This is a genomic window from Verrucosispora sp. WMMA2044, from assembly GCF_027497155.1.
GTDB classification, from domain to species: domain Bacteria; phylum Actinomycetota; class Actinomycetes; order Mycobacteriales; family Micromonosporaceae; genus Micromonospora; species Micromonospora palythoicola.
In genome coordinates this window covers 1,889,124-1,910,866 of the sequence record NZ_CP114913.1, presented here as the reverse complement: position 1 = coordinate 1,910,866, position 21,743 = coordinate 1,889,124, and the positions used below count along the sequence as shown (strand labels likewise).

At 72.1% G+C, this 21,743-nt stretch carries 23 protein-coding genes; 4 read left to right on the top strand and 19 right to left on the bottom strand.

The genetic code is table 11. The features are described 5' to 3' along the window. Window positions 1-15 precede the first annotated feature (15 nt). The 6 genes from O3597_RS08580 to O3597_RS08555 are packed head-to-tail and all read right to left on the bottom strand — an operon-like array spanning window position 16 to window position 4,769. Window positions 16-291, bottom strand: a complete 276-nt coding sequence (locus O3597_RS08580) for a EutN/CcmL family microcompartment protein (protein ID WP_164449004.1) — start codon at window positions 289-291, stop codon at window positions 16-18. Next, window positions 291-617 (bottom strand): BMC domain-containing protein, encoded by a 327-nt coding sequence (locus O3597_RS08575; RefSeq protein WP_164449005.1) that lies wholly within the window; start codon window positions 615-617, stop codon window positions 291-293. Before O3597_RS08575 ends, O3597_RS08580 begins: the two co-directional genes overlap by 1 nt. A gap of 23 nt (window positions 618-640) precedes the next feature. After that, a complete protein-coding gene (locus tag O3597_RS08570) occupies window positions 641-931 on the bottom strand; it encodes a BMC domain-containing protein (RefSeq protein WP_093408679.1) in 291 nt (96 codons plus the stop codon). 10 nt (window positions 932-941) lie between these two features. Further along, window positions 942-1,781 carry a 2-amino-5-chlorophenol 1,6-dioxygenase subunit alpha gene (locus O3597_RS08565; RefSeq protein ID WP_164449006.1) on the bottom strand — a complete coding sequence of 280 codons (840 nt, stop codon included), beginning with the start codon at window positions 1,779-1,781 and terminating at the stop codon, window positions 942-944. Next, complete coding sequence (locus tag O3597_RS08560) at window positions 1,774-2,754, bottom strand: tRNA U-34 5-methylaminomethyl-2-thiouridine biosynthesis protein (protein WP_281603769.1); 981 nt, start codon at window positions 2,752-2,754, stop codon at window positions 1,774-1,776. Before O3597_RS08560 ends, O3597_RS08565 begins: the two co-directional genes overlap by 8 nt. Further along, window positions 2,751-4,769, bottom strand: a complete 2,019-nt coding sequence (locus O3597_RS08555) for a hydantoinase B/oxoprolinase family protein (RefSeq protein ID WP_164449008.1) — start codon at window positions 4,767-4,769, stop codon at window positions 2,751-2,753. Before O3597_RS08555 ends, O3597_RS08560 begins: the two co-directional genes overlap by 4 nt. Window positions 4,770-4,871: 102 nt before the next feature. Here O3597_RS08555 and O3597_RS08550 point away from each other — a divergent pair, with 102 nt between their 5' ends. Continuing rightward, on the top strand, window positions 4,872-5,696 hold the full coding sequence (locus O3597_RS08550; RefSeq protein WP_166458956.1) for an IclR family transcriptional regulator: 825 nt from the start codon (window positions 4,872-4,874) through the stop codon (window positions 5,694-5,696). 5 nt (window positions 5,697-5,701) lie between these two features. On the opposite strand, the gene O3597_RS08545 is transcribed toward O3597_RS08550, so the two are convergent. The 8 genes from O3597_RS08545 to O3597_RS08510 form a co-directional block, all read right to left on the bottom strand. After that, window positions 5,702-7,321, bottom strand: coding sequence for a thiamine pyrophosphate-binding protein (locus O3597_RS08545; RefSeq protein ID WP_281603768.1), 1,620 nt, complete (start codon window positions 7,319-7,321; stop codon window positions 5,702-5,704). Continuing rightward, on the bottom strand, window positions 7,318-8,067 hold the full coding sequence (locus O3597_RS08540; protein ID WP_166458957.1) for an enoyl-CoA hydratase/isomerase family protein: 750 nt from the start codon (window positions 8,065-8,067) through the stop codon (window positions 7,318-7,320). Before O3597_RS08540 ends, O3597_RS08545 begins: the two co-directional genes overlap by 4 nt. Beyond that, a complete protein-coding gene (purB, locus tag O3597_RS08535) occupies window positions 8,064-9,422 on the bottom strand; it encodes an adenylosuccinate lyase (protein WP_164449010.1) in 1,359 nt (452 codons plus the stop codon). Before purB ends, O3597_RS08540 begins: the two co-directional genes overlap by 4 nt. Continuing rightward, window positions 9,422-10,984 (bottom strand): class I adenylate-forming enzyme family protein, encoded by a 1,563-nt coding sequence (locus O3597_RS08530; protein ID WP_281603767.1) that lies wholly within the window; start codon window positions 10,982-10,984, stop codon window positions 9,422-9,424. Before O3597_RS08530 ends, purB begins: the two co-directional genes overlap by 1 nt. 4 nt (window positions 10,985-10,988) lie before the next feature. After that, window positions 10,989-12,998: a hydantoinase/oxoprolinase family protein gene (locus tag O3597_RS08525; RefSeq protein WP_281603766.1), complete on the bottom strand. Its 2,010-nt coding sequence runs from the start codon at window positions 12,996-12,998 to the stop codon at window positions 10,989-10,991. A gap of 71 nt (window positions 12,999-13,069) precedes the next feature. Beyond that, window positions 13,070-13,900 (bottom strand): ABC transporter permease, encoded by an 831-nt coding sequence (locus O3597_RS08520; RefSeq protein WP_164449013.1) that lies wholly within the window; start codon window positions 13,898-13,900, stop codon window positions 13,070-13,072. Then, on the bottom strand, window positions 13,897-14,766 hold the full coding sequence (locus tag O3597_RS08515; protein WP_281603765.1) for an ABC transporter ATP-binding protein: 870 nt from the start codon (window positions 14,764-14,766) through the stop codon (window positions 13,897-13,899). Before O3597_RS08515 ends, O3597_RS08520 begins: the two co-directional genes overlap by 4 nt. Next, window positions 14,763-15,722 (bottom strand): ABC transporter substrate-binding protein, encoded by a 960-nt coding sequence (locus tag O3597_RS08510; RefSeq protein ID WP_164449014.1) that lies wholly within the window; start codon window positions 15,720-15,722, stop codon window positions 14,763-14,765. The genes O3597_RS08515 and O3597_RS08510 overlap by 4 nt, the downstream gene beginning before the upstream one ends. 175 nt (window positions 15,723-15,897) lie before the next feature. On the opposite strand from O3597_RS08510, the gene O3597_RS08505 reads away from it, so the two are divergent. Continuing rightward, complete coding sequence (locus tag O3597_RS08505; protein ID WP_281603764.1) at window positions 15,898-16,839, top strand: MaoC/PaaZ C-terminal domain-containing protein; 942 nt, start codon at window positions 15,898-15,900, stop codon at window positions 16,837-16,839. 33 nt (window positions 16,840-16,872) lie between these two features. Here O3597_RS08505 and O3597_RS08500 read toward each other — a convergent pair whose 3' ends face one another. Further along, window positions 16,873-17,895 (bottom strand): zinc-binding dehydrogenase, encoded by a 1,023-nt coding sequence (locus O3597_RS08500; protein WP_281603763.1) that lies wholly within the window; start codon window positions 17,893-17,895, stop codon window positions 16,873-16,875. A 100-nt stretch (window positions 17,896-17,995) separates the two neighbouring features. On the opposite strand from O3597_RS08500, the gene O3597_RS08495 reads away from it, so the two are divergent. After that, entirely contained in the window at window positions 17,996-18,589 is a 594-nt protein-coding gene (locus tag O3597_RS08495; RefSeq protein ID WP_281603762.1) for a TetR/AcrR family transcriptional regulator, read from the top strand. Between the two features lie 8 nt (window positions 18,590-18,597). On the opposite strand, the gene O3597_RS08490 is transcribed toward O3597_RS08495, so the two are convergent. The 3 genes from O3597_RS08490 to O3597_RS08480 all read right to left on the bottom strand — a co-directional run bounded on the left by O3597_RS08490 (window position 18,598) and on the right by O3597_RS08480 (window position 20,128). After that, window positions 18,598-18,888 carry a DUF427 domain-containing protein gene (locus O3597_RS08490; protein ID WP_093408718.1) on the bottom strand — a complete coding sequence of 97 codons (291 nt, stop codon included), beginning with the start codon at window positions 18,886-18,888 and terminating at the stop codon, window positions 18,598-18,600. Between the two features lie 97 nt (window positions 18,889-18,985). Further along, window positions 18,986-19,483, bottom strand: a complete 498-nt coding sequence (locus tag O3597_RS08485) for a metallophosphoesterase (protein ID WP_164449018.1) — start codon at window positions 19,481-19,483, stop codon at window positions 18,986-18,988. Between the two features lie 63 nt (window positions 19,484-19,546). After that, window positions 19,547-20,128, bottom strand: coding sequence for a TetR/AcrR family transcriptional regulator (locus O3597_RS08480; RefSeq protein ID WP_281603761.1), 582 nt, complete (start codon window positions 20,126-20,128; stop codon window positions 19,547-19,549). A gap of 67 nt (window positions 20,129-20,195) precedes the next feature. On the opposite strand from O3597_RS08480, the gene O3597_RS08475 reads away from it, so the two are divergent. Next, complete coding sequence (locus tag O3597_RS08475; RefSeq protein ID WP_164449020.1) at window positions 20,196-21,209, top strand: hypothetical protein; 1,014 nt, start codon at window positions 20,196-20,198, stop codon at window positions 21,207-21,209. Between the two features lie 69 nt (window positions 21,210-21,278). Here the strand turns inward: O3597_RS08475 and O3597_RS08470 are convergent, their stop codons facing one another. After that, complete coding sequence (locus O3597_RS08470) at window positions 21,279-21,731, bottom strand: hypothetical protein (RefSeq protein WP_166458958.1); 453 nt, start codon at window positions 21,729-21,731, stop codon at window positions 21,279-21,281. Window positions 21,732-21,743: the final 12 nt, after the last annotated feature.

Genomic DNA, 21,743 nt, shown 5'->3' with positions numbered 1-21,743 from the left:
AGGCGTACCTTTCGGTCAGGCGGTGATGGACGCGGTGTCGGCGGCCTCGGCGGTCCCGGTCTCGGCGACCAGGGCGACGACAGCGGCGTCCACGGTGGGCTCGCCGGCCACCGCGGCGGCGGCCTCGTCGGTGACGACAAGCACGGTGGTGCCGACGCCGACGTTCAGCGGGTCGACCGCCACCAGGTCGGGGCCGTCCGGCCGGACCCGGATCAGGACGAGCCGCCGGCCCTGCAACGACGGCAGGATCCGGTCGGCCCACACCTTGCCGACGACCTCACCGAGCACCATCAGCTCGCTCCGGGCAGGGCGGCCATGACCTCACGGATCCGGGCGGTTTCCGGGTTGTCGAGCAGCGCCGCAGTGTTCGGGTGCGGCTTGGGATAGACCTGCGAGCTGCGCAGCTCGCCGTGGGCGCGGATGGCGGTCTCGCCGGCGGCGACGGCCTGCCGTACGGCGGCGAGCGTGCCGCGTACGGCGACGGCCAGGTAGCCGCTGGTGACCCGTTCGACGCCGACGCACCGTACGTCCGCGGTTTTGATCATGGCTTCGATGCCGGCCGAGAGGGCCACGACGCCGCGGGTCTCGACGATTCCGATCGCGATGTCGGAGGACATGTCTGATTCTCCTTACCGGTGGGTCAGTTGCCGACGAGTTGGGGGTCGGCCGCCAGCGCGCTGACGGCGTCGCAGGGGCTGGCGAAGACGATCGAACGCACCGATCGGCTCTTGGCCCGGGCGGTCTCCTCGCCGATGTCGACGGCTTCCTCGACGGTCGCGAGGTCACCGCGTACGGCGACGGCGACGATCCCGCCGCCGAGCCGGACCACCTTGGTCACCTCGACCTCGGTGGCCTTCACCATCGCGTCGACGGCGTCGAAGATGGGGGTGAAACCTTCGGCTTCGACGAAGCCCACGGCCATGTTCCGCATGCTCTCTCCTCTAGTGGTGGTCTGGCAGGTTCCAGGACACGACGGCGCCGCCGGTGCCCCAGATCGGGCCGTAGGCGTGCAGGTGCGCCGGACCGATGGCCGCCTCGGCACCGGTGGCGAAGGCGAGTGCCCGGAACTGGCTGTCCGCCTGCGCCTGCCGGGCGAATTCCTCGCGCACGGCGAGGACCTCGTCGACCTTGCCGGCGGTGAGCAGGTCGAGGATCCGGGTGTTCCACTGCTCGTGGCCGGGTGCGCCGATGCGGTCCTGGCCGGGGTCGATCCACTGTTGGATGAGCCCGGAGGACATCCCGGTCACCACGACGACGGCGGCGCGCAGGCCGGCGTCGCGGGCGGCGGCGGCACCGGCCCGACCCACGTCGGCGAGGGTCTCGGCGTCGGCGTAGAGGTTGCAGGAGACCTGCGCCCAGCGCAGTTTTCGCTCCGGATCGAGCAGGGCGGAGGTGACGATGGTGCCGGTGTCGATCGGGAACCCGTCGTAGCGGGTCCGCCGGGCCTGCATTCCGCCGGCCTGCACCCGCGCGGCCCACCGTTCGGTGAAGTCGACGTCGAACCGCAGGTCGTAGTCGAGCAGGCCGTAGTCGTAGGCGTACCAGTTCTCGTCGACGTGCTGGCCGCGCGGGTTGGGGTCGCACTGGAACTGGTGACCGAGGACGGTGAACCACTGCGTCGACAGCAGCAGCACCACGTCGGGTTCGAGGCGGCGCAGCCGGGCACCGACGTCCCGGGCCGCGTCGGCGAGCGCCGACCAGCTCGGTGCCGGTTGGTCGGCGAGCAGTTGGGGCATGCCGGGCAGCAGCGCCCCGGCGAGGATCCCGGTCCGGTCAGCCATGGTGGCTCCCCTCGGGCAGCCACTCCACCACCGCGTTGCCGGTGCCGATGATGGTGCCGTAGCCGAGCACGTCACCGCCGACCTTGGGCCAGCCCATCGCGGCGAGCATCCAGGTGAGGCTGCCGGCCTTGGTCTCCGAGGCGGTGGCCTCGATGTGTTCGGGGATGAGTTCGCGCAACGGTGCGGTGGGCCCGCACCGGATCGCCTCCAGCAGCTTCATGTCCCACCGGTACTGGTGGTTGTTGTACGGGTGTTCCCGTTCCATGTCCTCGGGCAGCTCCGGTTCCTCGTGCCAGTGCAGGTGCGACAGCGAGTTGGAGGCGAGCAGGACGGCCCGCCGGCCGGTGGCCTCGACCGCCCGCCGGGTGGCCTCGCCGAGCACCTCCATCTCCTCCAGCGAGGCGTCGGAGTAGAAGTACGGGTTGTTGTTGGCCGACAGCGAGACCACCGGCATGTCCCAGGCCGGGTTCGCCAGGTGCAGCGCGCCGATGGTGGCGTAGTCGACGCGTACCCGGGGGTCGCGCAGCGTGCGGGTGACAAGTCCGAGTCCGGCGGCCTCGTCGGCGATCGCCTCACCGAGTTCGACGTCGGTACGGAAGTCGTAGCGGTAGCGGAACATGTGCGGGAAGATCGGCTCGACGGAGATGCCGCGCGGGTTCGGTACGCAGTTGACGTGGTGACCGACCATCGTGATCCAGTGTGGGGCGTGCACGATGAGCACGTCCGGTTTGTGCACCTCACGGATGCGGGTCCGCAGCCGCTCGTACGCCCAGCGCAGCGTCTCCCAGCCGCCGGTGGAGCGCGGCTCGTTCTGCGGCGGGTTCTCGGCGTAGATCAGGTGTGGTGGGTGTGGGCTGAGGCAGCCGGCGACGATGCCGCAGCGCGGCGGGGTGGCGGTCGGCTGTGGTGCCCGTGCGGCGGTGGTGGCGCCGCCCCGGGTCGGCGGCAGCGGCACCCGGAAGACCTTGCTCATGACCATCCTTCCCCGGCGAGCACCCGCACGTAGGTTCGGTCGTGCGGGGCGGTGCCGAGAATCCGCAGCCCGTCGTCGTCGAGGGCGAGTTCGTCAGCGGCCAGTGCCGCGTCGTGCCGGATCCAGGCCCGCAGCGGGGCCGGGTGTGCGCCGTGCACCTCGACGAGGGTGCCCTCGGCGAGGTCGCTGTCGGCGGCGACGTACGCCAGACGTCGCCGCCCCCGCTGCCCGGTGTAGGCCGGGTTGGCGGTGACGGTGGTCCGCAGCCAGCGCCGTTCGTCGCGCAACCGTTGCCGGGTGGCGACGGTCGCGGCGGCGTCGACGTCGCCGGCCGGGTCGAGTTCGACGCCGTAGCGCCGCCGGGCCTCGACGACGGTCAGGTACTCCTGGGCGACGTCCTCGGCGACGTCCTCGGGCAGCCGTTCCAGCGGGTCGCCCCAGCCGCCACCGCCCGCCGACTCCATGACCAGTACGTCACCGGCGCGCATCGGGAAGCCGGCGACCTTGCCGGGAGTGGCGAAGTCGACGCGCTCGCCGTCCGCGCGCCGGATGTGGGTCACCGTCGGTGCGCCGGGTCCGCCGTTGCGCAGCCCGTACGGCGGGACGGTGGTCCGGTCGGTCTGCACCGAGTAGGCGCCACCGCTGGCCAGCAGGCGGGTTTCCCGGCGGCTGCCGAGCCCGCCGCGACGTACCCCGTCGCCGCACGAGCCGGTCCGCAGCTCGCACGCCTCGATGAGAATCGGGATCTCGGTCTCCAGCCGTTCGACGGACTGGATGGTGGAGATGTCGCCGAGGTCGACCGGGTTCATCGCGCTGGGCCCGTCGGATTCGAGGAATCCGCCGTTGCCACCGGCGGGGTAGTCGTAGTAGAGGTAGGGCCGCCCGGTGTGCTCGTCAACGCCGCCGATGAGGTTCTGGAAGGTGGTGCCGAACTGGTCGGCGGCGATGAGGTCGGGTGCCACCTGGCTGAGGGCGGCCATCACGGCCGAGATGACCCGCTTGCGGACCTCGCTGTGCGCGTTGGCCGGGGCCGGGTAGCTGACGTGCACGACGGTGCCGGGTTCGGTGAGCACCCGCAGCGGCCGGAACGCGCCGTGGTTGACCAGGCCACCGGGGTCCAGTGCCGACTTGACCGCGATGAAGACGCCCGCCACGGTCATCGCCCGCGAGGAGTTCACCACGGCCGCCACCTGGCCCGACGAGCCGCGGAAGTCGGCCTCGATCTCGTCGCCGTCGACGGTGAGCGCACAGCGGACGATGGCGGCGTCGTACCGGCCGTCGGTGTAGAGGTCAAGGTAGTCCTCGTAGCGGTAGGTGCCGTCGGGCAGGGCCCGGATCATGGCGCGCAGCCGCTGCTCGGTCCGGTCCATGTTGGCCGCGACGGATTCGCCGATCAGGTCGACGCCGTGCCGGGCGACGAGTTCCCGCAGCCGGCGTTCGGCCGTGTGGCAGGCGGCGATGCTGGATTCGAGGTCGCCGCGGCGTTCCTCGGCCATCCGCACGTTGGCGAACACGATGTCGAACGCGGCCCGGTTGGGCCGACCTTGCTCGATCAGCCTGATCGGCGGGATCCGCAGCCCCTCCTGGAGGATCTCGGTGGCCTGGCCGGAGACGCTGCCGGGGGTCATCCCGCCGATGTCCGCCCAGTGCATGCGTACGCAGGGGAAGAGGAAGAGCTTCCCGTCGACGAAGACCGGGCTGATCAGGGTGACGTCGTTGAGGTGGCTGCCGCCGCGGTAGGGGTCGTTGACGATGTAGAGGTCACCGGGGCGCATCTCGTCGGCGAAGTCGGCGAAGATCTCGGCGACCGAGGCCGGCATGGCGATGACGTGACCGGGCATGTCCCGGCCCTGGGCGACCATCTGACCCTGCGGGTCGAACAGCGCGCAGGAGAAGTCCTGCGCGTCGGCGATCACCGGCGAGTGCGCCGTACGGAAGATCGTCTGTCGCATCTCCCGGACGATCGAGATGAGACCTTCGGTGACGACTTCCAGGTCGATCGGGTTCACAGTCATGCGGATGCCTCGCTGGTTCCGGCTCGATCCCGGTGGACTGGACCATATTGTGGTCCTAGGGTTATATTATGAAACCTAGCAACCGAGAGGGTGGGAAGCAAGATGTCGTACGCCACTGACCCCGGCCCGGAGGACGGACCGGCCCCCCGCGAGTCCGGCACGCAGGCGCTGGACCGCGCGCTCAACGTGCTGCTCGCCTTCCGCGGCACCGACACCGAGCGCAAGGTCAGTGACGTCAGCCGCGAACTCGGTCTGCACAAGTCGACCGCCAGCCGGCTGTTCCGCGCCCTCGCCGACGCCGGTTTCCTGCAGCGCAACGAGGAGAACGGGAACTACCGCCTCGGGGTCACCGTCTTCGAACTCGGCGCCCGCTACCTCGCCGGCCTCGACCTGCACGCCGTCGCCCGCCCCCTGGTGCACCGGCTGGCCGAGGAGGAGGGCGAGAGCGTCAACCTGTCGGTCCTGGAGGGCCTCGACGCGATCTCGATCCACGTCGTGCAGGGCACCCGCAACCTGCAGCTCGTCTCCCGGCTCGGCCGCCGCATCCCGCTGTGGTGCAGCGCCGCCGGCAAGGCCCTGCTGATCGACCAGGACGAGGCGCACCTGCGCAGCACGCTGGCCAGCGCACCGTTCACCGCCCTGACCGCCAACACGATCACCGACCTGGACACGTTCGTCGCCCGGATGGCGACCGTCCGGCAGCAGGGCTGGGCCCTCAACGACCAGGAGAGCGAGGAGGGACTGCGGGTCGTGGCCGCGCCGGTCCGCGACCGCCACGGCCGGGTCACCGGCGCGATAAGCGTGTCCGGCCCGATCTTCCGGCTCGACGAGGCACGGGTGGCGGAACTCGCCGCGGCGGCCTGCCGGACCGCCGACGAGTTGTCCCGGCAGCTCGGGTACGGCTTCGGCGACGTCTGGGGCGACTGACCCGGTCAAAACTTCTCCTGCACCACGTCGGGGCGTACCCGCACGTGCAGCACGGCCGGCCCGGTCAGCGGCAGCACCTCGTCGAAGGCGGCCTGCGCGCCCGCCTCGTCGGTGACGGTCCACGCCGGCACCCCGAGCGCGCGGGCCACCGCGGCGAGGTCCCGTTCGGGGAACCGGGCAAGGTCCGGGTCGACCCCGCGCGGGGCGAGCTTGCGCACCTCCGCGCCGTACGCGGCGTCGTCGAGCAGCACCAGCAGCACCGGCGCGCCGACCCGGGCCAGAGTGTCCAACTCGCCGAGCCCGGTGAGCAGGCTGCCGTCGCCCTCGAAGGCGACCACCGGCCGGTCGGGACGACCCACGGCGGCACCCACCGCGAACGGCAGCCCGACGCCGATGCTGCCGAACTCCCAGGGCGCGACGAACGACCGGTCGGTGGCGGCCGAGTCGAGCAGCAGGTTGGGCCAGCCGCCGAAGTGACCGACGCCCACGACGGTGGTCCGTTCGCGCGGCAGCCGGCCGGCGCAGATCCGGATGAACGCGCGTGGGTCGATCCGGTCCGCCGTGGACTCGACGGCCAGGCCGGCGAACGGGTCGGCGGCCGCCAACTCGGCCGACAGGTCAGTGCTGCGCCAGCACGGCCGGCGCACCGGCGCCAGCACCGCCGACACCGCCCGGGCCGTCTCACCCGCGTCGCCGAGCACACCGGCGGCCACCGGCCAGCGGGCCCCGATCGCCGCCGGGTCGACGTCCACGCTGACCACCACCGCGTCCGGGAAGAGGGCACCGTGGTCGGCGGTCCACCGGTTGAGCCCGGCGCCGAAGGTGACCACCAGGTCCGCCCCGGCCAGCACCCGCCGGGTCAGCGGGCGCGACAACCCGCCGGCCACCCCGAGGTCGTACGGGTGCCCGGTGAACAGGCCGGCGGCCATCAGCGTGGTGGCGAGCAGGGCCCCGCTGCGGTCGGCGAGTTCCCGGATCGCGGTAGCGGCCGACTCGGCGCCCCGGCCGGCGAGCAGCACCGGGCGTTGCGCCGTACGTAGCCGGCGGGCCAGCGCGTCGACGTCGTCGGAATTCGGCCCGAGCGGTCGCGGCGCCCGGGGTGGCACCGGCACCGGCACGACCGCGCCGGCCGGCACCGCCTCGTCGGCGAGGTCGATCGGCACGTTCAACACGACCGGGCCGGGCAGCTCGCGGGCCGCCCGGAACGCCAACCCGACATCGCGGACCGCGGTCCGGGCGGCGGTGACCGGCACGAAGGTGCCCGCGGTGGCCAACGCGTACGGCTGCTGGTCGAAGTGCTGCACGTGCAGCGGGTCGCCGGGCGGGGTGTCGCCGGCGATCAGCACCAACGGGGTGCGGGCCTGCCGGGCGATGGTCAGCGCCGCCCCGGCCACCGCCAGCCCGGGCCCCTGGGTGACGGTGGCGACCGCGCACCGGCCGGTGGTGCGGGCGTACCCGTCGGCCATCATCACCGCGGCGTTCTCGTTGCGCGCCGCGACGAACCGCACACCGTGCCGGTTCACCAGGTCGGCGACGAGGAACATGTTGGCGTCGCCGAGCAGGCCGAAGACGGTGTCGACACCGTGCGCGACCACCGCGTCGGCGATCGCCTCGAAGACCTTCACCGCGCACCCCCGTCCAGGTAGCCGCCGGGCGGGCGCAGCGCCACGCTCAGCGCGCCGAGGTACGAGTCGTTGGCCACCGCGTCGAACCGTGGACCGGCCAGCCGGGCGGCACGTTTGGTCATCGACCGGCCGACCGCCGAAGTGGCGAGCAGCCGGTCGGTGATGCCGGTGACGGCGGCCGGCAGTCCGTCGACGTCGACGACGGCCGTGACCAGGCGCAGCGCCAGCATGTCGGCCGGTTCCACCCGCTCGCCGAGCAGCAGCCAGCGCTTGGCCAGGTCGGCGCCGACCAGATCGGCGAGGATCGCCATGCCGCTCCAGGTCAGCGGGATGCCGAAGGTCACCTCCGGAAAGGTGAAGTAGGCGCTGTCGGCGGCCACCCGCAGGTCACTGGCGAGCCCGAGGACGGCGCCCGAGCCGATCGCCGGGCCGTTGAAGGCCGCGACGGTGGTCTGCTCCAGCCGGTACCAGCGCTCCACCAGCTCGGCGGTGCGCCGCTGGACGTACATGGTGGTCTCGGCGTCGAGGCCGGCCAGCTCGTGCAGGTCGGTGCCGGCGCAGAACACCGTGCCGTCGCCGGTGAGCACCACCACCTCGACCGTGCGGTCGCGGCCGAGTTCGTGCAGCACGTCCTCGAGACGGGCGAGCATGCGCAGGTCGAAGCTGTTGCGCCGGGACGGCCGGTGCAGCGTCACCCGGGCCAACCGGCCCGAGCGGTGCACCAGCACGGACTGGTCACCTGTCATGTTGACTCCGAGGTCAGAAGGGCTCGGTCGACCAGCGCGGCGGCATGGCCGACGTACGACACCGGGTCGAGCAACCCGGCCAGGGAGGTGCCGGGCAGGGCGGCGGCCACCTGCGGATCGGCCCGCAGCACCTCGGCGAACGGCCGGTTCTGCTCCAGGCTGTCGCGGACGATCCGCATCACCAGGTGGTGGGCCTGCTCGCGGCCCAGCGGTTCGGCCAGGCGGAGCATGACCGCCTCGGACAGCACCAGCCCGCCGGTGATGTCCAGGTTGGACCGCATCCGGTCCGGGTTGACGCCGAGGTCACCGAAGACCTCGATCAGCCGTTCCAGGGCACCGCCGATGAGGATGAAACACTCCGGCAGCAGCTTCCACAGCGTCATGCCGACGCCCATGTCGCGGTCGTCCTGGGCGACCATGGTCTGCAGGGCCAGCGGCACCTGGGCGCGCAGCGTACCGGCGGCGGCGATCACCGCCTCGCACCGGATCGGGTTGCGTTTGTGCGGCATGGTGCTGCTGCCGACCTGGGTCGCCCGCTGCGGCTCGTACGCCTCGCCGACCTCGGTACGACCGAGGAAGTAGACCTCCCGGGCCAGCTTCTCGGCGCTGGCGGCGACCAGCCCGAGGACCATCAGGCACTCGACGAACCGGTCCGACGTGGCGTGCCACGGGGTGTCCGCGACACCGAGACCGAGTTCGTCGGCCACCGCGCGTTCCAGGGCGAACGCCTGCGGTCCGTACCCGGCCATCGTGCCGGCCGCCCCACCCATGCTGGTCACCAGCAGTCGTTCGCGCAGCTGGGCCAGCCGGGCCCGGTGCCGTTGCAGCTCGCTCTGCCACACCGCGCAGCGCAGGCCGAACGTGGTCGGCAGCGCCTGCTGGCCGTGGGTGCGGGCCGGCATCGGGGTGGCCCGGTGGCGCAGGGCCAGCCGGCGCAGGATCCGCACCAGGTCGTCGACCTGGCGTTGGACGACGTCCAGGCCGGCCCGGGCGCGCAGCACGAAGCCGGTGTCCATCACGTCCTGCGTGGTGGCGCCGAGATGGACGTAGCGGCCGGCGTCGCCGGAGCAGGCGTCGGTCAGCGCCCGGACCAGCGGCACGAGCGGGTGCACGGTGTCCGCGGCCCCGGCGGCGAGCACCGCGGTGTCGAGCCGGTCGAGCCGGGCCGCGTCGGTGATCGCCTGAGCCGCCGCCGACGGGATGAGGCCGAGGCCGGCCTGGCCACGGGCCAGGGCCGCCTCGACGTCGAGCCAGGACTGCATGAGCTGGCGGTCGTTGAAGATCCCACGCATCTCGGCGTTGCCGAAGAAACTGGTGACGGTCAACGAGTCCAGAAAGCACGAGCCGAGCTGCATCAGCGGTCCTCCTCACCGGCGAGCAGGTCGAGCGCGGCGCGCCGGTCGACCTTGCCGGACGGCAGCAGTGGCAGGCCCGGAACCGTACGGATCAGCGTCGGCACCTTGTGCCGGGCCAGCCGGGCGGTCGCCACCCCGGTGAGCCGGTCGGGGTCGATCTCGGTGCCCGCGACGGCGACGACGAGGGCACCGACCTCCTCGCCCCACCGTGGCGACGGCACGCCCAGTACGCACACCTGGGCCACGGCAGGATCGTCGAGCAACACCGCCTCCACCTCCGCCGGGCTGACGTTCTCGCCGCCTCGGATGATCAGTTCCTTGACCCGGCCGGTGAGGGTGAAGATCCGGTCGGCGCCGAGCGCGCCCAGGTCCCCGGTGCGCAGCCAGCCGTCGGAGGTGACCGTGGCGCGGGTGGCGGTCGGGTCGTCGACGTAGCCGGCGGTCACCGACTCGCCGCGCACCAGCAGCTCACCGGGTCGGCCGGCGGGCACCTCGGTCCGGGTGCCGGGGGCGACGACGACGGCGCACAGGTCCGGCACGATCCGGCCGACCGTCTCGCCCGGGTCGCCGCAGCTTCCGTCACCGGGGTCGACGCTTATCGTCGGTCCGGCCTCGGTCTGCCCGTAGATCACGGCGACGCGGTCCAGCCCGAGCACCCGCCGGGTCCGGGCGAGCAGCGCCGGCGCGCAGGGCGCCCCGCCGAGGAAGCCGACCCGCAGTGACGACAGGTCGAACCGGTCCGGTTCGGCCTCGACGGTGTCGGCGAGCATCGTGGCCATCGTCGGTACGGCCTGGAGCACGGTGCACCGGTGCCGGGCGACCTGGGCCAGCACCGGGCCGGACCGGAACCGGCGGACCGACACCCACAGCGCCCCGGTGACCAGGGCCAGCACGGCGCCACTGCCGAGACCGGCCGCGTGCGCGAGGGGCAGCGGCGAGGCGATCCGGTCGCGGGCGCCGAGTCCGGCGGCGTCGGCCGTCCACCGCGCGTTGACGATCAGGTTGCGGGCACTGAGCGAGACCATCTTGGCCGGACCGGTCGAGCCCGAGGTGAACTGGATGTTCAGGGTGGCGTCCGGGGTCACCGCCGGGGCCGGGGCCGCGTCGGTCCAGCCGGGCAGTACGGCCAGGTCGTCGCCGAAGGCGTACCAGCCGTCGGGACGGCTGGCCGGCGGCAGCCCGGCGACGGCCTGCGCGGCGGTGGCCGGGCCGTCGCGGTCGCGGACCTGGTTGGCCACGAACAGCCGACGCGGACGGCTGCGGGCCAGCGCCGCGCTCAGCTCCGGGGTGCTCAGGCCGGGATGCAGGGTCACCAGCGCGGCACCCCGCCACGCCGCGGCGGCGAGCAGGACCAGCCAACCCAGGCTGTTCTCGGCCCACACCGCGATCCGGTCGCCACGACCGACCCCGAGCGTGGCCAGCACCGCCGCTGCCCGGCCGGCCAGGTCGGCGAACTCACCCGCCGACACCGGTTCGTTCCGCTCGTCGAAGGCGTACAGCGGGCGGTCCGCTTCCCGGGCGGCGCGGTCCAGGACGAGGGCGTCGAGGGCGAAGGGGATCACCGGGTCACTCCTTGACGAGCAGCAGATTTCCGTGGTCGTCGACGCCGGCGGTCCAGCCGGCGCCGACCACCGTCGTGCTGCCGTTCTCCCGGATGACCGCCGGGCCCTGCACCGCGCCGCCGGTGGTCAGCTCGGTACGCCGCCAGACGGTGGCGTCGACCCAGCCGTCCGAACCGTAGATCCGGGTGCTTCCGGGTCGAGGCGTCGCACCGGCCGGGGGCGCGAAGCGGACGGCGGGTCGGGGACCGAACGCGGTCAGCCGGCAGTTGACGATCTCGGCCGGGTGCCCGGACCGGGCGTACGCGTACCGCTCGGCGTAGGCGGCGTGGAACATCGCCACAAGCTCCTCGGCGGTCGCCGGCACCTCCTCGACGGGTACGGCGAGGTCGAAGGACTGCCCCCGGAACCGCATGCCGACCGACAGGCCGAAGGTGACCTGATCGGGTTCGACACCGTCCTCCGCCTTGAGCTGTGCCCGCGCGACGTCACGCAGTTCGGCCGCCACGGCGCGTACCGCGCCCAGCCCCGCCTCGTCGGCGGGCACCAGCACCGTACGCACGTAGTCGTGCCGGGCCTGGGCGGTGACGAAGCCGAGCGCGGAGAAGTTGCCCGGCACCGGTGGCACCAGCACCCGGCGGATACCCAGTTCGTCGGCGAGCACGGTGGCGTGCATCGGGCCGGCACCGCCGAAGGGCATCAGCACGAAGTCCCGAGGGTCGTGACCGCAGGCGACCGAGATCTCCTTGATCGCACTGGTCATCTTGGTGGTGGCGATGGTGATGATGCCGTGGGCCAGTGCCAGGTCGTCGAGGCCGAACTCGGTGGCGAGCCGGCCCACGGCGGCCCGGGCCGCGGCCACGTCGAGGCGTACCTCGCCGCCGAGGCTCTGCCGCGGGTCGAGGTGGCCGACGACCAGGTGCGCGTCGGTGGTCGTCGGCTCGGTGCCGCCCCGGCCGTACGCGGCGGGGCCGGGGGTCGAGCCGGCGCTGCGTGGTCCGATCCGCAGTTCACCGCCCAGGTCCCGCCAGGCGATCGAGCCGCCGCCGGCACCGATCGTGTTGATCTCGACCTGGAAGGTGCGGTTCGGGTAGCCGGCGATCTTCCCGTCGTTCGTCATCAACGGGGTGCCGTTCTTGATCAGGCAGACGTCGGTGCTGGTGCCACCGATGTCGCAGGTGATCACGTTCGGATAGCCGGCCAGTCCGGCGACGTGGACGCTGGCGGCCACTCCGCCGGCCGGACCGGACAGCGCCAGGTTGATCGGCAGCCGGCCGGCTTCCTCGGTGGAGACGATCCCACCGCTGCTTGTCATGATCGACAGAGGTTGGGCGTAGCCGCCGGCCGCGAGCGTGGTGCCGAGCCCGCGCAGGTAGTCGGCGACCGTCGACCGGACGCTCGCGTTGAGCACGGTGGTGGTGAACCGCTCGTACTCGCCCTGCTCCGGCACGACGTCGGAGGAGATCGTGCAGACCAGACCGGGGTAGCGCTCGGCGAGCCGGGACGCCGCCGCCCGCTCGTGCGCCGGGTTGCGGTAGGAGTGCAGCAGGCAGACGGCGACCGCCTTCGGCCCGGCGGCGGCCACCCGGTCCAGCACGGCGTCGAGGTCAGCGGTGTCCAGCGGCCGCACCACGCTGCCGTCGGCGCCGATCCGCTCCCGCAGCACGTGCCGCAGCCGACGCGGGGTCAACGGCGCCCGCCCCACCTCCTTGACGCTGTAGAGCTGCGGCCGGTGCCCCAACCCCATCTCCAGCACGTCACGGAAGCCCTCCGTGGCCACCACGCTGACCGGCTCGCCGGACCCTTCCAGCAGCGCGTTGGTGACCCGGGTGGTGCCGTGGACGAATCGGTCGACCTCGTCGAGGCGTACGCCGAGCTTGGCCAGGCCCTCGAAGATGGCCGCCGCCGGGTCGTCCGGTGTGGAGAGGGTCTTGGCCTCGGCGAGCCGGGCGGTGGCCGGCTCGTACACGATGACGTCGGTGAAGGTGCCACCGATGTCGACGCCGATGCACAGCATGGCGAGCCTTTCGGTAGTGGTGGGTGCGCCGAGTCGGGCGGGACGTGGCCGGGTCGCCGGGGGCGGCCCGGTCAGAAGGTGACGCCGTAGCGGCGCAGGGTTCTGCTGGTGACGGCCCGCAGGATCCAGTCGAAGAGGTAGCCGAGCACGCCCAGGGCGATGATGCCGACGAAGACCCACTCGGTCTTGGCGTAGTTGCGGGCGGTCCAGATCAGCGAACCGAGGCCGCTCTGCGCCGCCACGATCTCGGCGGAGACGATCGTCAGGAAGGAGTTGCCCATGGCCAGCCGAGCGCCGGTCACCACGTGTGGCACGGTCGAGGGCAGCACCACCGAGACCAGGGTGCGGGCCGGACCGGCGCCGAGGGCCCGGGCCGCCCGCAGCCGCAGCTCGTCGACCGACAGGACCCCGGCCAGCGTGTTGAGCGCGACGATGAAGACGGTCGTGTAGAAGATCAGGGCGACCTTCGACGCCTCGCCCGGACCGAGCCAGATGATCGCCAGCGTGACGAAGGCGATCGGCGGCACGAACCGGAAGAACTGGATGTACGGGTCCAGCATCAGCCGCAGCCACGGCACGCAGCCCATCAGCAGCCCGACCGGTACGCCGATCACCACGCCCAGTCCCCAACCGGTCAGGATCCGGGTCGACGAGGCGCTCACCGAGCTCCACAGCGTGCCGTCCTGGACCAGCTCGACCGCGCCGCGCCAGGTGAGCAACGGTGACGGCAGGAAAAACGCGGTGTAGTTGCGGCTGACCAGGTCCCAGATGACGATGCCGAGTGCCACCGACAGGACCGACAGCCCGACCCGGGTCAGCCGGGGGCGGGTCCGGCGTCGACGGGCCGGACCGGGCTCGGCCCGGGCGGTCCGCTCCGCGACGGTACGGACGTCCACGCTCATCGTCGCGTCCTCCTGTCATCGTCGGCGGCCCGGCCGCCGTTGCCGCTGGCGTCCTGCCCGGCATCCGGCCCGTCGTGCCCCTCGTCGAGGCCCTGGGCGCGCAGGGTCCGGGCCACCTCGGCGCCGATGTCCTCGCGCAACCGACGGAACAGCGCGGCGCTCGCCGGGTCGGTCAGGTCGCGGGGCCGGGGCAGCTCGCACGGGTAGACGTTCTTGATCGCCGCCGCCGGACCGGCGGTCATGGTGACGATCCGGTCGCCGAGCAGGATCGCCTCGCCGATGTCGTGGGTGACGAACACGATGGTGGCGCCGGTCTCCCGCCAGATCCGGTCGAGTTCGACCTGCATCACCAGCCGGGTCTGCGCGTCCAACGCGCCGAACGGCTCGTCCATCAGCACGACCGACGGTTCGTTGGCCAGCACCCGGGCCAGCTGGGCGCGCTGGCGCATGCCACCGGAGAGCTGGCCGGGGAACCGGTCGGCGCTGTGGCTGAGTCCGACCATGGCCAGGTAGCGGTCCACCGCGCTGGCTCGCTGCGCCTTGCCGACGCCGCGCATGCGCGGACCGAAGTCGACGTTCTGGCGTACGGTCAGCCACGGGAAGAGGGCCTCGGCGCTCTGGAACACCACGCCGCGCGACACGTCGGGGCCGGTGACCCGCGCGCCGGCGCAGGTCACCTCCCCACCGACCGGCTTGACGAATCCGGCGATCGCGTTGAGCAGCGTCGACTTGCCGCAGCCGCTCGGGCCGAGCAGGCAGACGAACTCCCCACCGGCGATGTCCAGGTTCGCCTGGCGGACCGCCACGAAGTCGTCGAAGCGGATATCGACGTCGCGTACGGACACCGGGGAGCCGGAGCGGTTCACACCACTCCCCTGACCATGACCGCCGCCGGGTCGGCCTTCTGGTCCACGATGTTGCTCTCCTGCTGGAACTGGGCGATCTCGTTGTAGCGGGCGATGTCCTCGTCGGTGAAGTCCCGAACCTGGCACTGCACGCCCTCGAGGAGGGACTGCGCCTCGGCCGCCGGAACCTTGATCGCCGCCTCGGTGACCGTGCCGGCCTTGGCCGGGTCGGCGGTGATCTGCTCGCACGCCTCGGCGATGGTGTCGACGACCTTCTTGGCGGTTTCCTTGTTGGCCTCGTACCAGGCGCCGTCCACGCCGATGATCAGGTTGTAGACGTACCCGATGTCCCCGCTGGTCAGCAGCACCGTGCCGCCGTTGGCGACGCCACGCGACGGCCACGGCTCCCACATGATGTAGCCGTCGACGTCGCCGCGTTGCAGCAGTGCCGGCATCTCGGCGGGCGAGGCGTTGACGAACTCGACCGCGTCGCGGCTGATGCCCTCGCTGTCGAGCACCTTGTTGGTGGCGTACTCGTTCACGGTCCCCGGCACGACGCCGTACTTCTTGATGCCGGCGACGTCGGTGATACCGGACCGGGCGACGAGCTTGATGAAGCTGGGCGACTGGGAGAACACCGCGAGTCCCTTGATGTCGCCCCGGGTCGCCCGGTTGAGCAGGCTCGACTCGGTGCTAGCGGTGACCTGGCCCTGTTTGGCCAGGATGGCGTCGAGCCCGCCGGTGCCCTCCTGGTACTGGGTGACGGTCACGTTGAGGCCGGCCTGCTCGAAGAGGTTCTCCTGGTTGGCGAGGTAGATCGGCGAGTACGCCGGGTCGACGCCGACACCGAAGTTGACGGCGGCGGACGGGGCGGCGGTGTCGCCGTCGGGCTCCCCGGAGGACTGGTTCTCGGAACACCCCGCCACGGCGACGGTCATCAACAGGGCTGCGGCCGCGGCCCGCACTCGCATTCTCATGGCTACCCCAGACTTCAGCGGCTCATATTGTGGTCTTGGTTGCTTAATATGGGACGCTACTGTGAGGCGGTTTACAACGTCAAGACTTTCGGCCAATGGCCTCTCGACACAGACAGTAGCCAGATTCGGCCGGGCGGCCCCAGCTCGCTTGCCTCGCATCGAGGAGACACCGACCGTGGAGTGCCTGAACAACCCAGTTGATGCGGCGAATCCGAAATCTCGGCCAGAAACGACGCCGCCCGATCTAGTAACGGAACGTGTCGGACGGGCGAAGGCGGCCCGCGTCCGATCACCGAACTGTTACCCGCGAACGACGACCGAGCGGGCGTGGACCGTCAGCGACACGATCCTCTACGCCCTCGGCGTCGGCGCCGGACAGGCCGACCCCACCGACGAACTCCGGTTCACCACCGAGAACTCCACCGGCCACCGGCCCGCCGCGCTCCCGACCTTCGCCACCCTGCTCGCCGCCGAACCGCCACGGCTGGGCGAACCGGCCGTCGTCCGGCACGCCGGCGAGACCCTGACCCTGCACCGACCGCTTCCGCCCGCCGGTCAGGCCCGCGTCACCGCCACCGTCACCGGCGTGTACGACCAGACCAGCGGGGCCCTGGTCCACCACCGCTCGGAGATCCACGGCATCGACGGTGCTCCGCTGGCCACGGTCGAGCGGGCCATGTTCGTCATCGGCGCCGGCGGTTTCGGCGGACCGCGCGCGCCGGTCACCGCCGGGCAGCGGCCGGCGGGACAGCCCGACCACACCGCCCATCACCGGATCCGCGCCGATCAGGCCCTGCTCTACCGGCTCAGCGGCGACCGCAACCCGCTGCACGCCGATCCGGCCGTGGCCCGCGCCGCCGGGCTGCCCGGTCCGGTGCTGCACGGGCTGTGTACGTACGGCTTCGCCGCCCGGACGCTGCTGCACGCGGTGGCCGACGGGGATCCCGACCTGATCCACCGGATCAGCGCCCGGTTCAGCGCACCACTGTTCCCCGGCGACACCCTCACCGTGCTGGTGTGGCGGCGGCCGGGTGGTGCGCTCTTCCAGGCGGTCGACGGTCAGGGCCGGCTGGTCCTCGACCGGGGCGTCCTGGAGCTGCACCGCCGACCGGCGTGAAGGCCGACCGGCAGGATGTCGCCGCTGACGGACCTACGGGACCAGGACGATCTTTCCCACGTGCTGCCGACGGGCGAGTTCCTCCTGGGCGTCAGCGGCCTGATGCAGCGGGAAGGTCGTCGCGATGACGGGTGCGATCTCACCCCGCCGGGCCAGGTCCATCAGGAGTTCGAAGTGTGCGGGGGTATGCATCGCGGAGCCGATCAGTTGCGCGTTGTGCAGGTAGAGGCGGCGCACGTCAAAGTCCACCCGGTAGCCGCCGAGCGCACCGGCGATGACCCACCGGCCACCGTCGCGCAACAGGGGCAGGCCCTCGCTCACGAGGTCGCCGGCGACGACGTCGAGCCCCACATCGATGCCGTCCGGGGCGATGGCGCGGACCTGCTCGACGACGTCCTTCGCGCGGTCCACCACGTCGTGCGCCCCCGCCGCGCGCACCGAGTCGATCTTTTCTCCGCTGCTGATGGCCAGCACCCGCGCGCCGCGTGCCCGCGCGATCTGCACCAGCGCCAGCCCCACGCCGCCGGAGGCGCCCGAGACCAGGACGGTCTCCCCGGCCCGCAGCCGGCCCCTCTCGATCATGCCTAGCGCCGTGCCGTACGCGGTCGGCAACGCGGCGAGTTGGTCGTCCGCGAGCGGCGAGCCGGTCATGTCGTGCACCTGCCTCGCCGGTGCGGTCACGTACTCGGCGTAGCCACCGTCGCGTTCGCTGCCCATCAGGCCGACCGGGTTCGCGTCCGGCCCGTCGGCGTCGTAGATCGCCGGATCGACGACCACGCGGCGGCCGACGAGGCCGGCGTCCACGCCGGGGCCCACCGACACGACCCGGCCGGCCACGTCGGCGCCCTGGATGCGGGGAAACTCGATCGGCCCCCGCCAGCCCGACAACGCCGTCGGGTCCCCCGGGCGACCGTAGGCGCCCTCCCTGGTCCACAGGTCGGTGTTGTTCAGCGCCACCGCGCTGACCCGGACCAGCACCTCCCCCGCCGCCAGGGCGGGCACGGGCACCTCCGCCTCGGTCAGCACGTCCGGTCCACCGTGCCGGGCGATCCGCATGACACGCATTGTTGTAGGCACCGCCATCAGCTGCCCCCTCCAGAAGTACACTGATCTGTGAACCACCCAGCGTACAGCGATCGGCGAGAAGGAGCCCCGCATGCCGGAAAAGCGGTCCCGCACCCCGGCTGGCCAGCGCATTCTGGCGGCCGCCGAGGAGCTTTTCTACGAGCGTGGGATCACCGCCGTCGGCGTGGATCTCATCGCCGAGCACTCAGGGCTGACCAAACGAACCCTGTACAACCAGTTCGGCTCGAAGGACCACCTCGTGACCGCCTATCTCACCGAGCGCGACCAGCGCTGGCGCACGCTCGTCCGCGACACCGTCGACGCGTGCGCCGATCCGGTCGAGGCGGTCACCGCACCGTTCGCCGCGCTGCGGACCTGGGGCAGGACGAACACCCGAGGGTGCGCCTTCGTCAACGCGCTGGCCGAACTCCCGGACCCGGCGCATCCCGCCCACCGCGTCGCCGCGGACCAGAAGCACTGGCTGCTGGATCTCTTCAGGGAACTCGCCACCGCGGCGGGCTGCGCACACCCCGCTCCCCTCGCCACCCGACTCCTGGTGCTGCACGAGGGCGCTCTCGCCACCCAACCACTCGCCCTCGACACCCTCGCGGAAAGCACTGACCTGGCACGCGGCCTCGTTCGCGCCAGCCTCCGGACCGGCGGACGGGACGGCACGCGACGATGAGCCCGAGGTCAGTCGTCCCCGACGACCTTGACGTCCTTCCAGAACGCGACCCGGTCGCGGATCATCTCGGCCTCGGGCAGCGGCTGCGGGTAGTACCAGACCGCGTCCACGCTGGTCTGCCCGTCGTGCTCCAGCGTGTAGTACGACGCGGTGCCCTTCCACGGGCAGACCGTGTGGGTGTCGGAGTCCCGCAGCAGGTCGTCGCGGAGCGCGGCACGGGGAAAGTAGTGGTTGCCCTCGACCACGACGGTGTCCGGGCTCTCGGCGATGACCAGGTCGTTCCAGATGGCTTTCGGCATGCTCCCAGACTAGGTCGGCCCGCGCCCCGGCGGCCGCTGGCGCCTCGTCGGCAACGGTTGACCGGTGGATTCGCCATCGACGTCCAAGGACGCGGCGCTAGCGCGGGACCTCGTGCAGCCGGACGGCGTCGAGCCGACCGTCGGCCAGTTCGGCGGTGAGGTACGTCGCGTAGGGCTGGCGGCGCCGGTCGGTCGGCGAGCCGGGGTTGAGCAACCGCAGGCCACCGGGGGCCTCGCTGTCCCAGGGGATGTGGGAGTGGCCGAAGACGAGCAGGTCGCAGTCGGGGAAGCGAGCCGCGCACCGCCGCTCCCGGCCGCTGGCCGGCCCGGTCTCGTGCACCACCGCGAGGCGCACCCCGGCGACGTCCGCGCGGGCGATCTCCGGCAGTCGGGCCCGCAGGTCCGGACCGTCGTTGTTGCCGTGGACGCCGATCAGCCGGGCGCTGCGCCGCTCCAGGTCGTCGAGCAGCTCGACGCCGACCCAGTCGCCGGCGTGGATGACAAGGTCGGCGGCGTCGACGGCGGCCCACAGCCCGGGCGGCAGGTCCCGGGCGCGTTTCGGCAGGTGGGTGTCTGCCATGATGACCAACCGCACCCGGTCAGCGTAGCCCCGCCCCGGCCCGGTTCAGCCCGCGTCGGCCCACCGCCGTCGAGGGGGTCAGACGCGACCGCGGACGAGCGGCAGGAAGACCTCGTCGACGATCTCGACCAGGGTCTCGTCGGGGACCGACGGGGTGCCGCGCATCGCGTACTCGGCTCTCAGCAGCATCATCGGCGTTGCCGCGACCCTCGGGTGCACGGCCGTCGGCGGTGCCTCACCTCGGGCGACCGCCCGGTCGAGCATGGTCAGCCAGGCGCGGTCCATGGTGTCGGCGCCTGATCGCTCGCGCATCAGGTCGAGCAGCGCCGGGTCGTCCGCCGCCGCGGCCAGCAGGCTGCGCAGGACCGCCCCGTGCGGCGAGGACCACGTCTCGTTCGCCTTCCGCAGCATCTCAAGCGCGTCGCCCCGCAACGTGCCGGTGTCGGGGTGCGGCATCGCGATGTCGGAGAGGTGGCGGTACGCGGCGATGCCCAACGCCGCCCGGTGCGGCCATCGGCGGTAGATGGCGTTCTTGTTGGTGCCGGCCCGGGCGGCGACCCGGTCCATGGTCATCCCCGCGTAGCCGGACCGGCGCAGTTCCTCCGCCGCCGCCTGGAGGATCGCCCCTTCCAGTTCCTCGCCCCGGCGTCTGGTGCCCATGCCTTGCAGGGTACTGGACGTACCGTATAAGGTACTCCACGTACCCTAAAGGCGAGGAGAGCTACCCGTGCGCGTCTACGGCATGAACTACGACACCGGCTTCGTCAGCGCCGGGTCCACCACCCACGAGCCGTTCGACCCCGAGACGGTGCGCCGCGACCTGCGTGTCATCCGCGAGGAGTTGCACTGCGACGCGGTACGCCTCACCGGCGGTGTCCAGGATCGACTGGAGTTGGCCGCACGACTCGCCGCCGAGGCGGGGCTCGAGGTGTGGTACTCCCCCTTCACCAACGGCCTTGACCGCGACGAACTCATGGCGTTCCTGCTCGACGGCGCCGAGCGGGCCGAGCGGCTCCGCCGCGCCGGCGCCTCGGTCGTGTTCCTCACCGGCTCCGAGATCTCCCTGTTCACCGACGGTTTCCTGCCCGGTCGTGACCTGGCCGAGCGGATGGCACTGTTCGCAGATCCGATGCGGATGCGGGAGGCGGTCCCGGTTGCCCGAGCCGCCGTACACGACTTTCTCGCCAAGGTGGTGCCGGCGGTGCGGGAACGGTTCGGCGGCCTCGTCGGCTACGCCTCGATCCCGCTGGAGGGTGTCGACTGGACACCGTTCGACATCAGCGCCAGCGACGCCGGTTACCGTGACGCGACAAACGCCGCAGTGTTTCCGCAGACCCTGGCCGCAGCGGTGGGGCAGGGCAAGCCGTACGCCGTGACCGAGTTCGGCTGCTGCACCTTCCACGGCGCGGCCGACGTGGCGGGCGCGACGGAGCCGGTGACATACGACGAGCACGGCCGCGCCGCGAAGCTCACCACCGAACTGGAACGTGACGAGCAGGGCCAGGCCCGCTACCTGCTGGACCTGCTGCGCGACTACGAGCGTGGTGGTGTGCAGGCGGCGTTCGTGTACACGTTCGCGAACCGGCACCTACCGACCACGGAAGACCCGGCGCACGACTACGACCTGGCCGCACGCGGGATCGTGCGAGTGCTGCCGGACGGTTCGTGGACGCCGAAGGCCGCCTTCCACGCTCTGGCCGAATACGGCCGTATCCGCGCACAGACCGCCATGTGCTCCTGACGCGGCAAGCAGTCGACTCCGTTCACCTGGTTCGCCCACGCTGAGCCCGTACCGTCATGTCGCGGAGCCTCAGGCGGCCCCGGCTGCGGCCTGCGCGTCCCACACGCTGACGACCACGCCGAACACGAAGAGCTGCAACGGCGTCGCGAGCCCCGGCAACTCGATCGCGACGTCACCGCGCCAGAAGCTGGTTTTGCGGACCGAGCCCACCCGGGTGTCGCCGAGGACCAGTTCCTGCTCGCCGCCCCAGATGGACCCACGCCGGAAGTGGTAGGTCTGCCCGGCCGCCTCGACAGTCCACCGCTTACGACCCACCCGGTCGGCCGCGGCGACCAGCGTCCCCGCCTCGTCGACCATGGTGTACCTGGTGCCCCAGGCGTTGGAGCGGACCTGGAAACGCCGCCCGTCCAGCTCGAACTCGCCACCGCTGCGCCACACCGAGCTGTCCCAGACGGCGATCTCCCGGCCTCGGTCCGTCACCACGTAACGGCTCCGCCAGACGCTGACCCTCCGAGCTTCCATGCGACCAGGGTA

What these genes read in the sequence shown, in the direction of transcription:
- O3597_RS08580 (WP_164449004.1), bottom strand. Translation starts at nt 291, where the DNA reads ATGGTGCTCGGTGAGGTCGTCGGCAAGGTGTGGGCCGACCGGATCCTG.
- O3597_RS08575 (WP_164449005.1), bottom strand. Translation starts at nt 617, where the DNA reads ATGTCCTCCGACATCGCGATCGGAATCGTCGAGACCCGCGGCGTCGTG.
- O3597_RS08570 (WP_093408679.1), bottom strand. Translation starts at nt 931, where the DNA reads ATGCGGAACATGGCCGTGGGCTTCGTCGAAGCCGAAGGTTTCACCCCC.
- O3597_RS08565 (WP_164449006.1), bottom strand. Translation starts at nt 1,781, where the DNA reads ATGGCTGACCGGACCGGGATCCTCGCCGGGGCGCTGCTGCCCGGCATG.
- O3597_RS08560 (WP_281603769.1), bottom strand. Translation starts at nt 2,754, where the DNA reads ATGAGCAAGGTCTTCCGGGTGCCGCTGCCGCCGACCCGGGGCGGCGCC.
- O3597_RS08555 (WP_164449008.1), bottom strand. Translation starts at nt 4,769, where the DNA reads ATGACTGTGAACCCGATCGACCTGGAAGTCGTCACCGAAGGTCTCATC.
- O3597_RS08550 (WP_166458956.1), top strand. Translation starts at nt 4,872, where the DNA reads ATGTCGTACGCCACTGACCCCGGCCCGGAGGACGGACCGGCCCCCCGC.
- O3597_RS08540 (WP_166458957.1), bottom strand. Translation starts at nt 8,067, where the DNA reads ATGACAGGTGACCAGTCCGTGCTGGTGCACCGCTCGGGCCGGTTGGCC.
- purB (WP_164449010.1), bottom strand. Translation starts at nt 9,422, where the DNA reads ATGCAGCTCGGCTCGTGCTTTCTGGACTCGTTGACCGTCACCAGTTTC.
- O3597_RS08525 (WP_281603766.1), bottom strand. Translation starts at nt 12,998, where the DNA reads ATGCTGTGCATCGGCGTCGACATCGGTGGCACCTTCACCGACGTCATC.
- O3597_RS08520 (WP_164449013.1), bottom strand. Translation starts at nt 13,900, where the DNA reads ATGAGCGTGGACGTCCGTACCGTCGCGGAGCGGACCGCCCGGGCCGAG.
- O3597_RS08510 (WP_164449014.1), bottom strand. Translation starts at nt 15,722, where the DNA reads ATGAGAATGCGAGTGCGGGCCGCGGCCGCAGCCCTGTTGATGACCGTC.
- O3597_RS08500 (WP_281603763.1), bottom strand. Translation starts at nt 17,895, where the DNA reads ATGCGGATCGCCCGGCACGGTGGACCGGACGTGCTGACCGAGGCGGAG.
- O3597_RS08495 (WP_281603762.1), top strand. Translation starts at nt 17,996, where the DNA reads ATGCCGGAAAAGCGGTCCCGCACCCCGGCTGGCCAGCGCATTCTGGCG.
- O3597_RS08490 (WP_093408718.1), bottom strand. Translation starts at nt 18,888, where the DNA reads ATGCCGAAAGCCATCTGGAACGACCTGGTCATCGCCGAGAGCCCGGAC.
- O3597_RS08480 (WP_281603761.1), bottom strand. Translation starts at nt 20,128, where the DNA reads ATGGGCACCAGACGCCGGGGCGAGGAACTGGAAGGGGCGATCCTCCAG.
- O3597_RS08470 (WP_166458958.1), bottom strand. Translation starts at nt 21,731, where the DNA reads ATGGAAGCTCGGAGGGTCAGCGTCTGGCGGAGCCGTTACGTGGTGACG.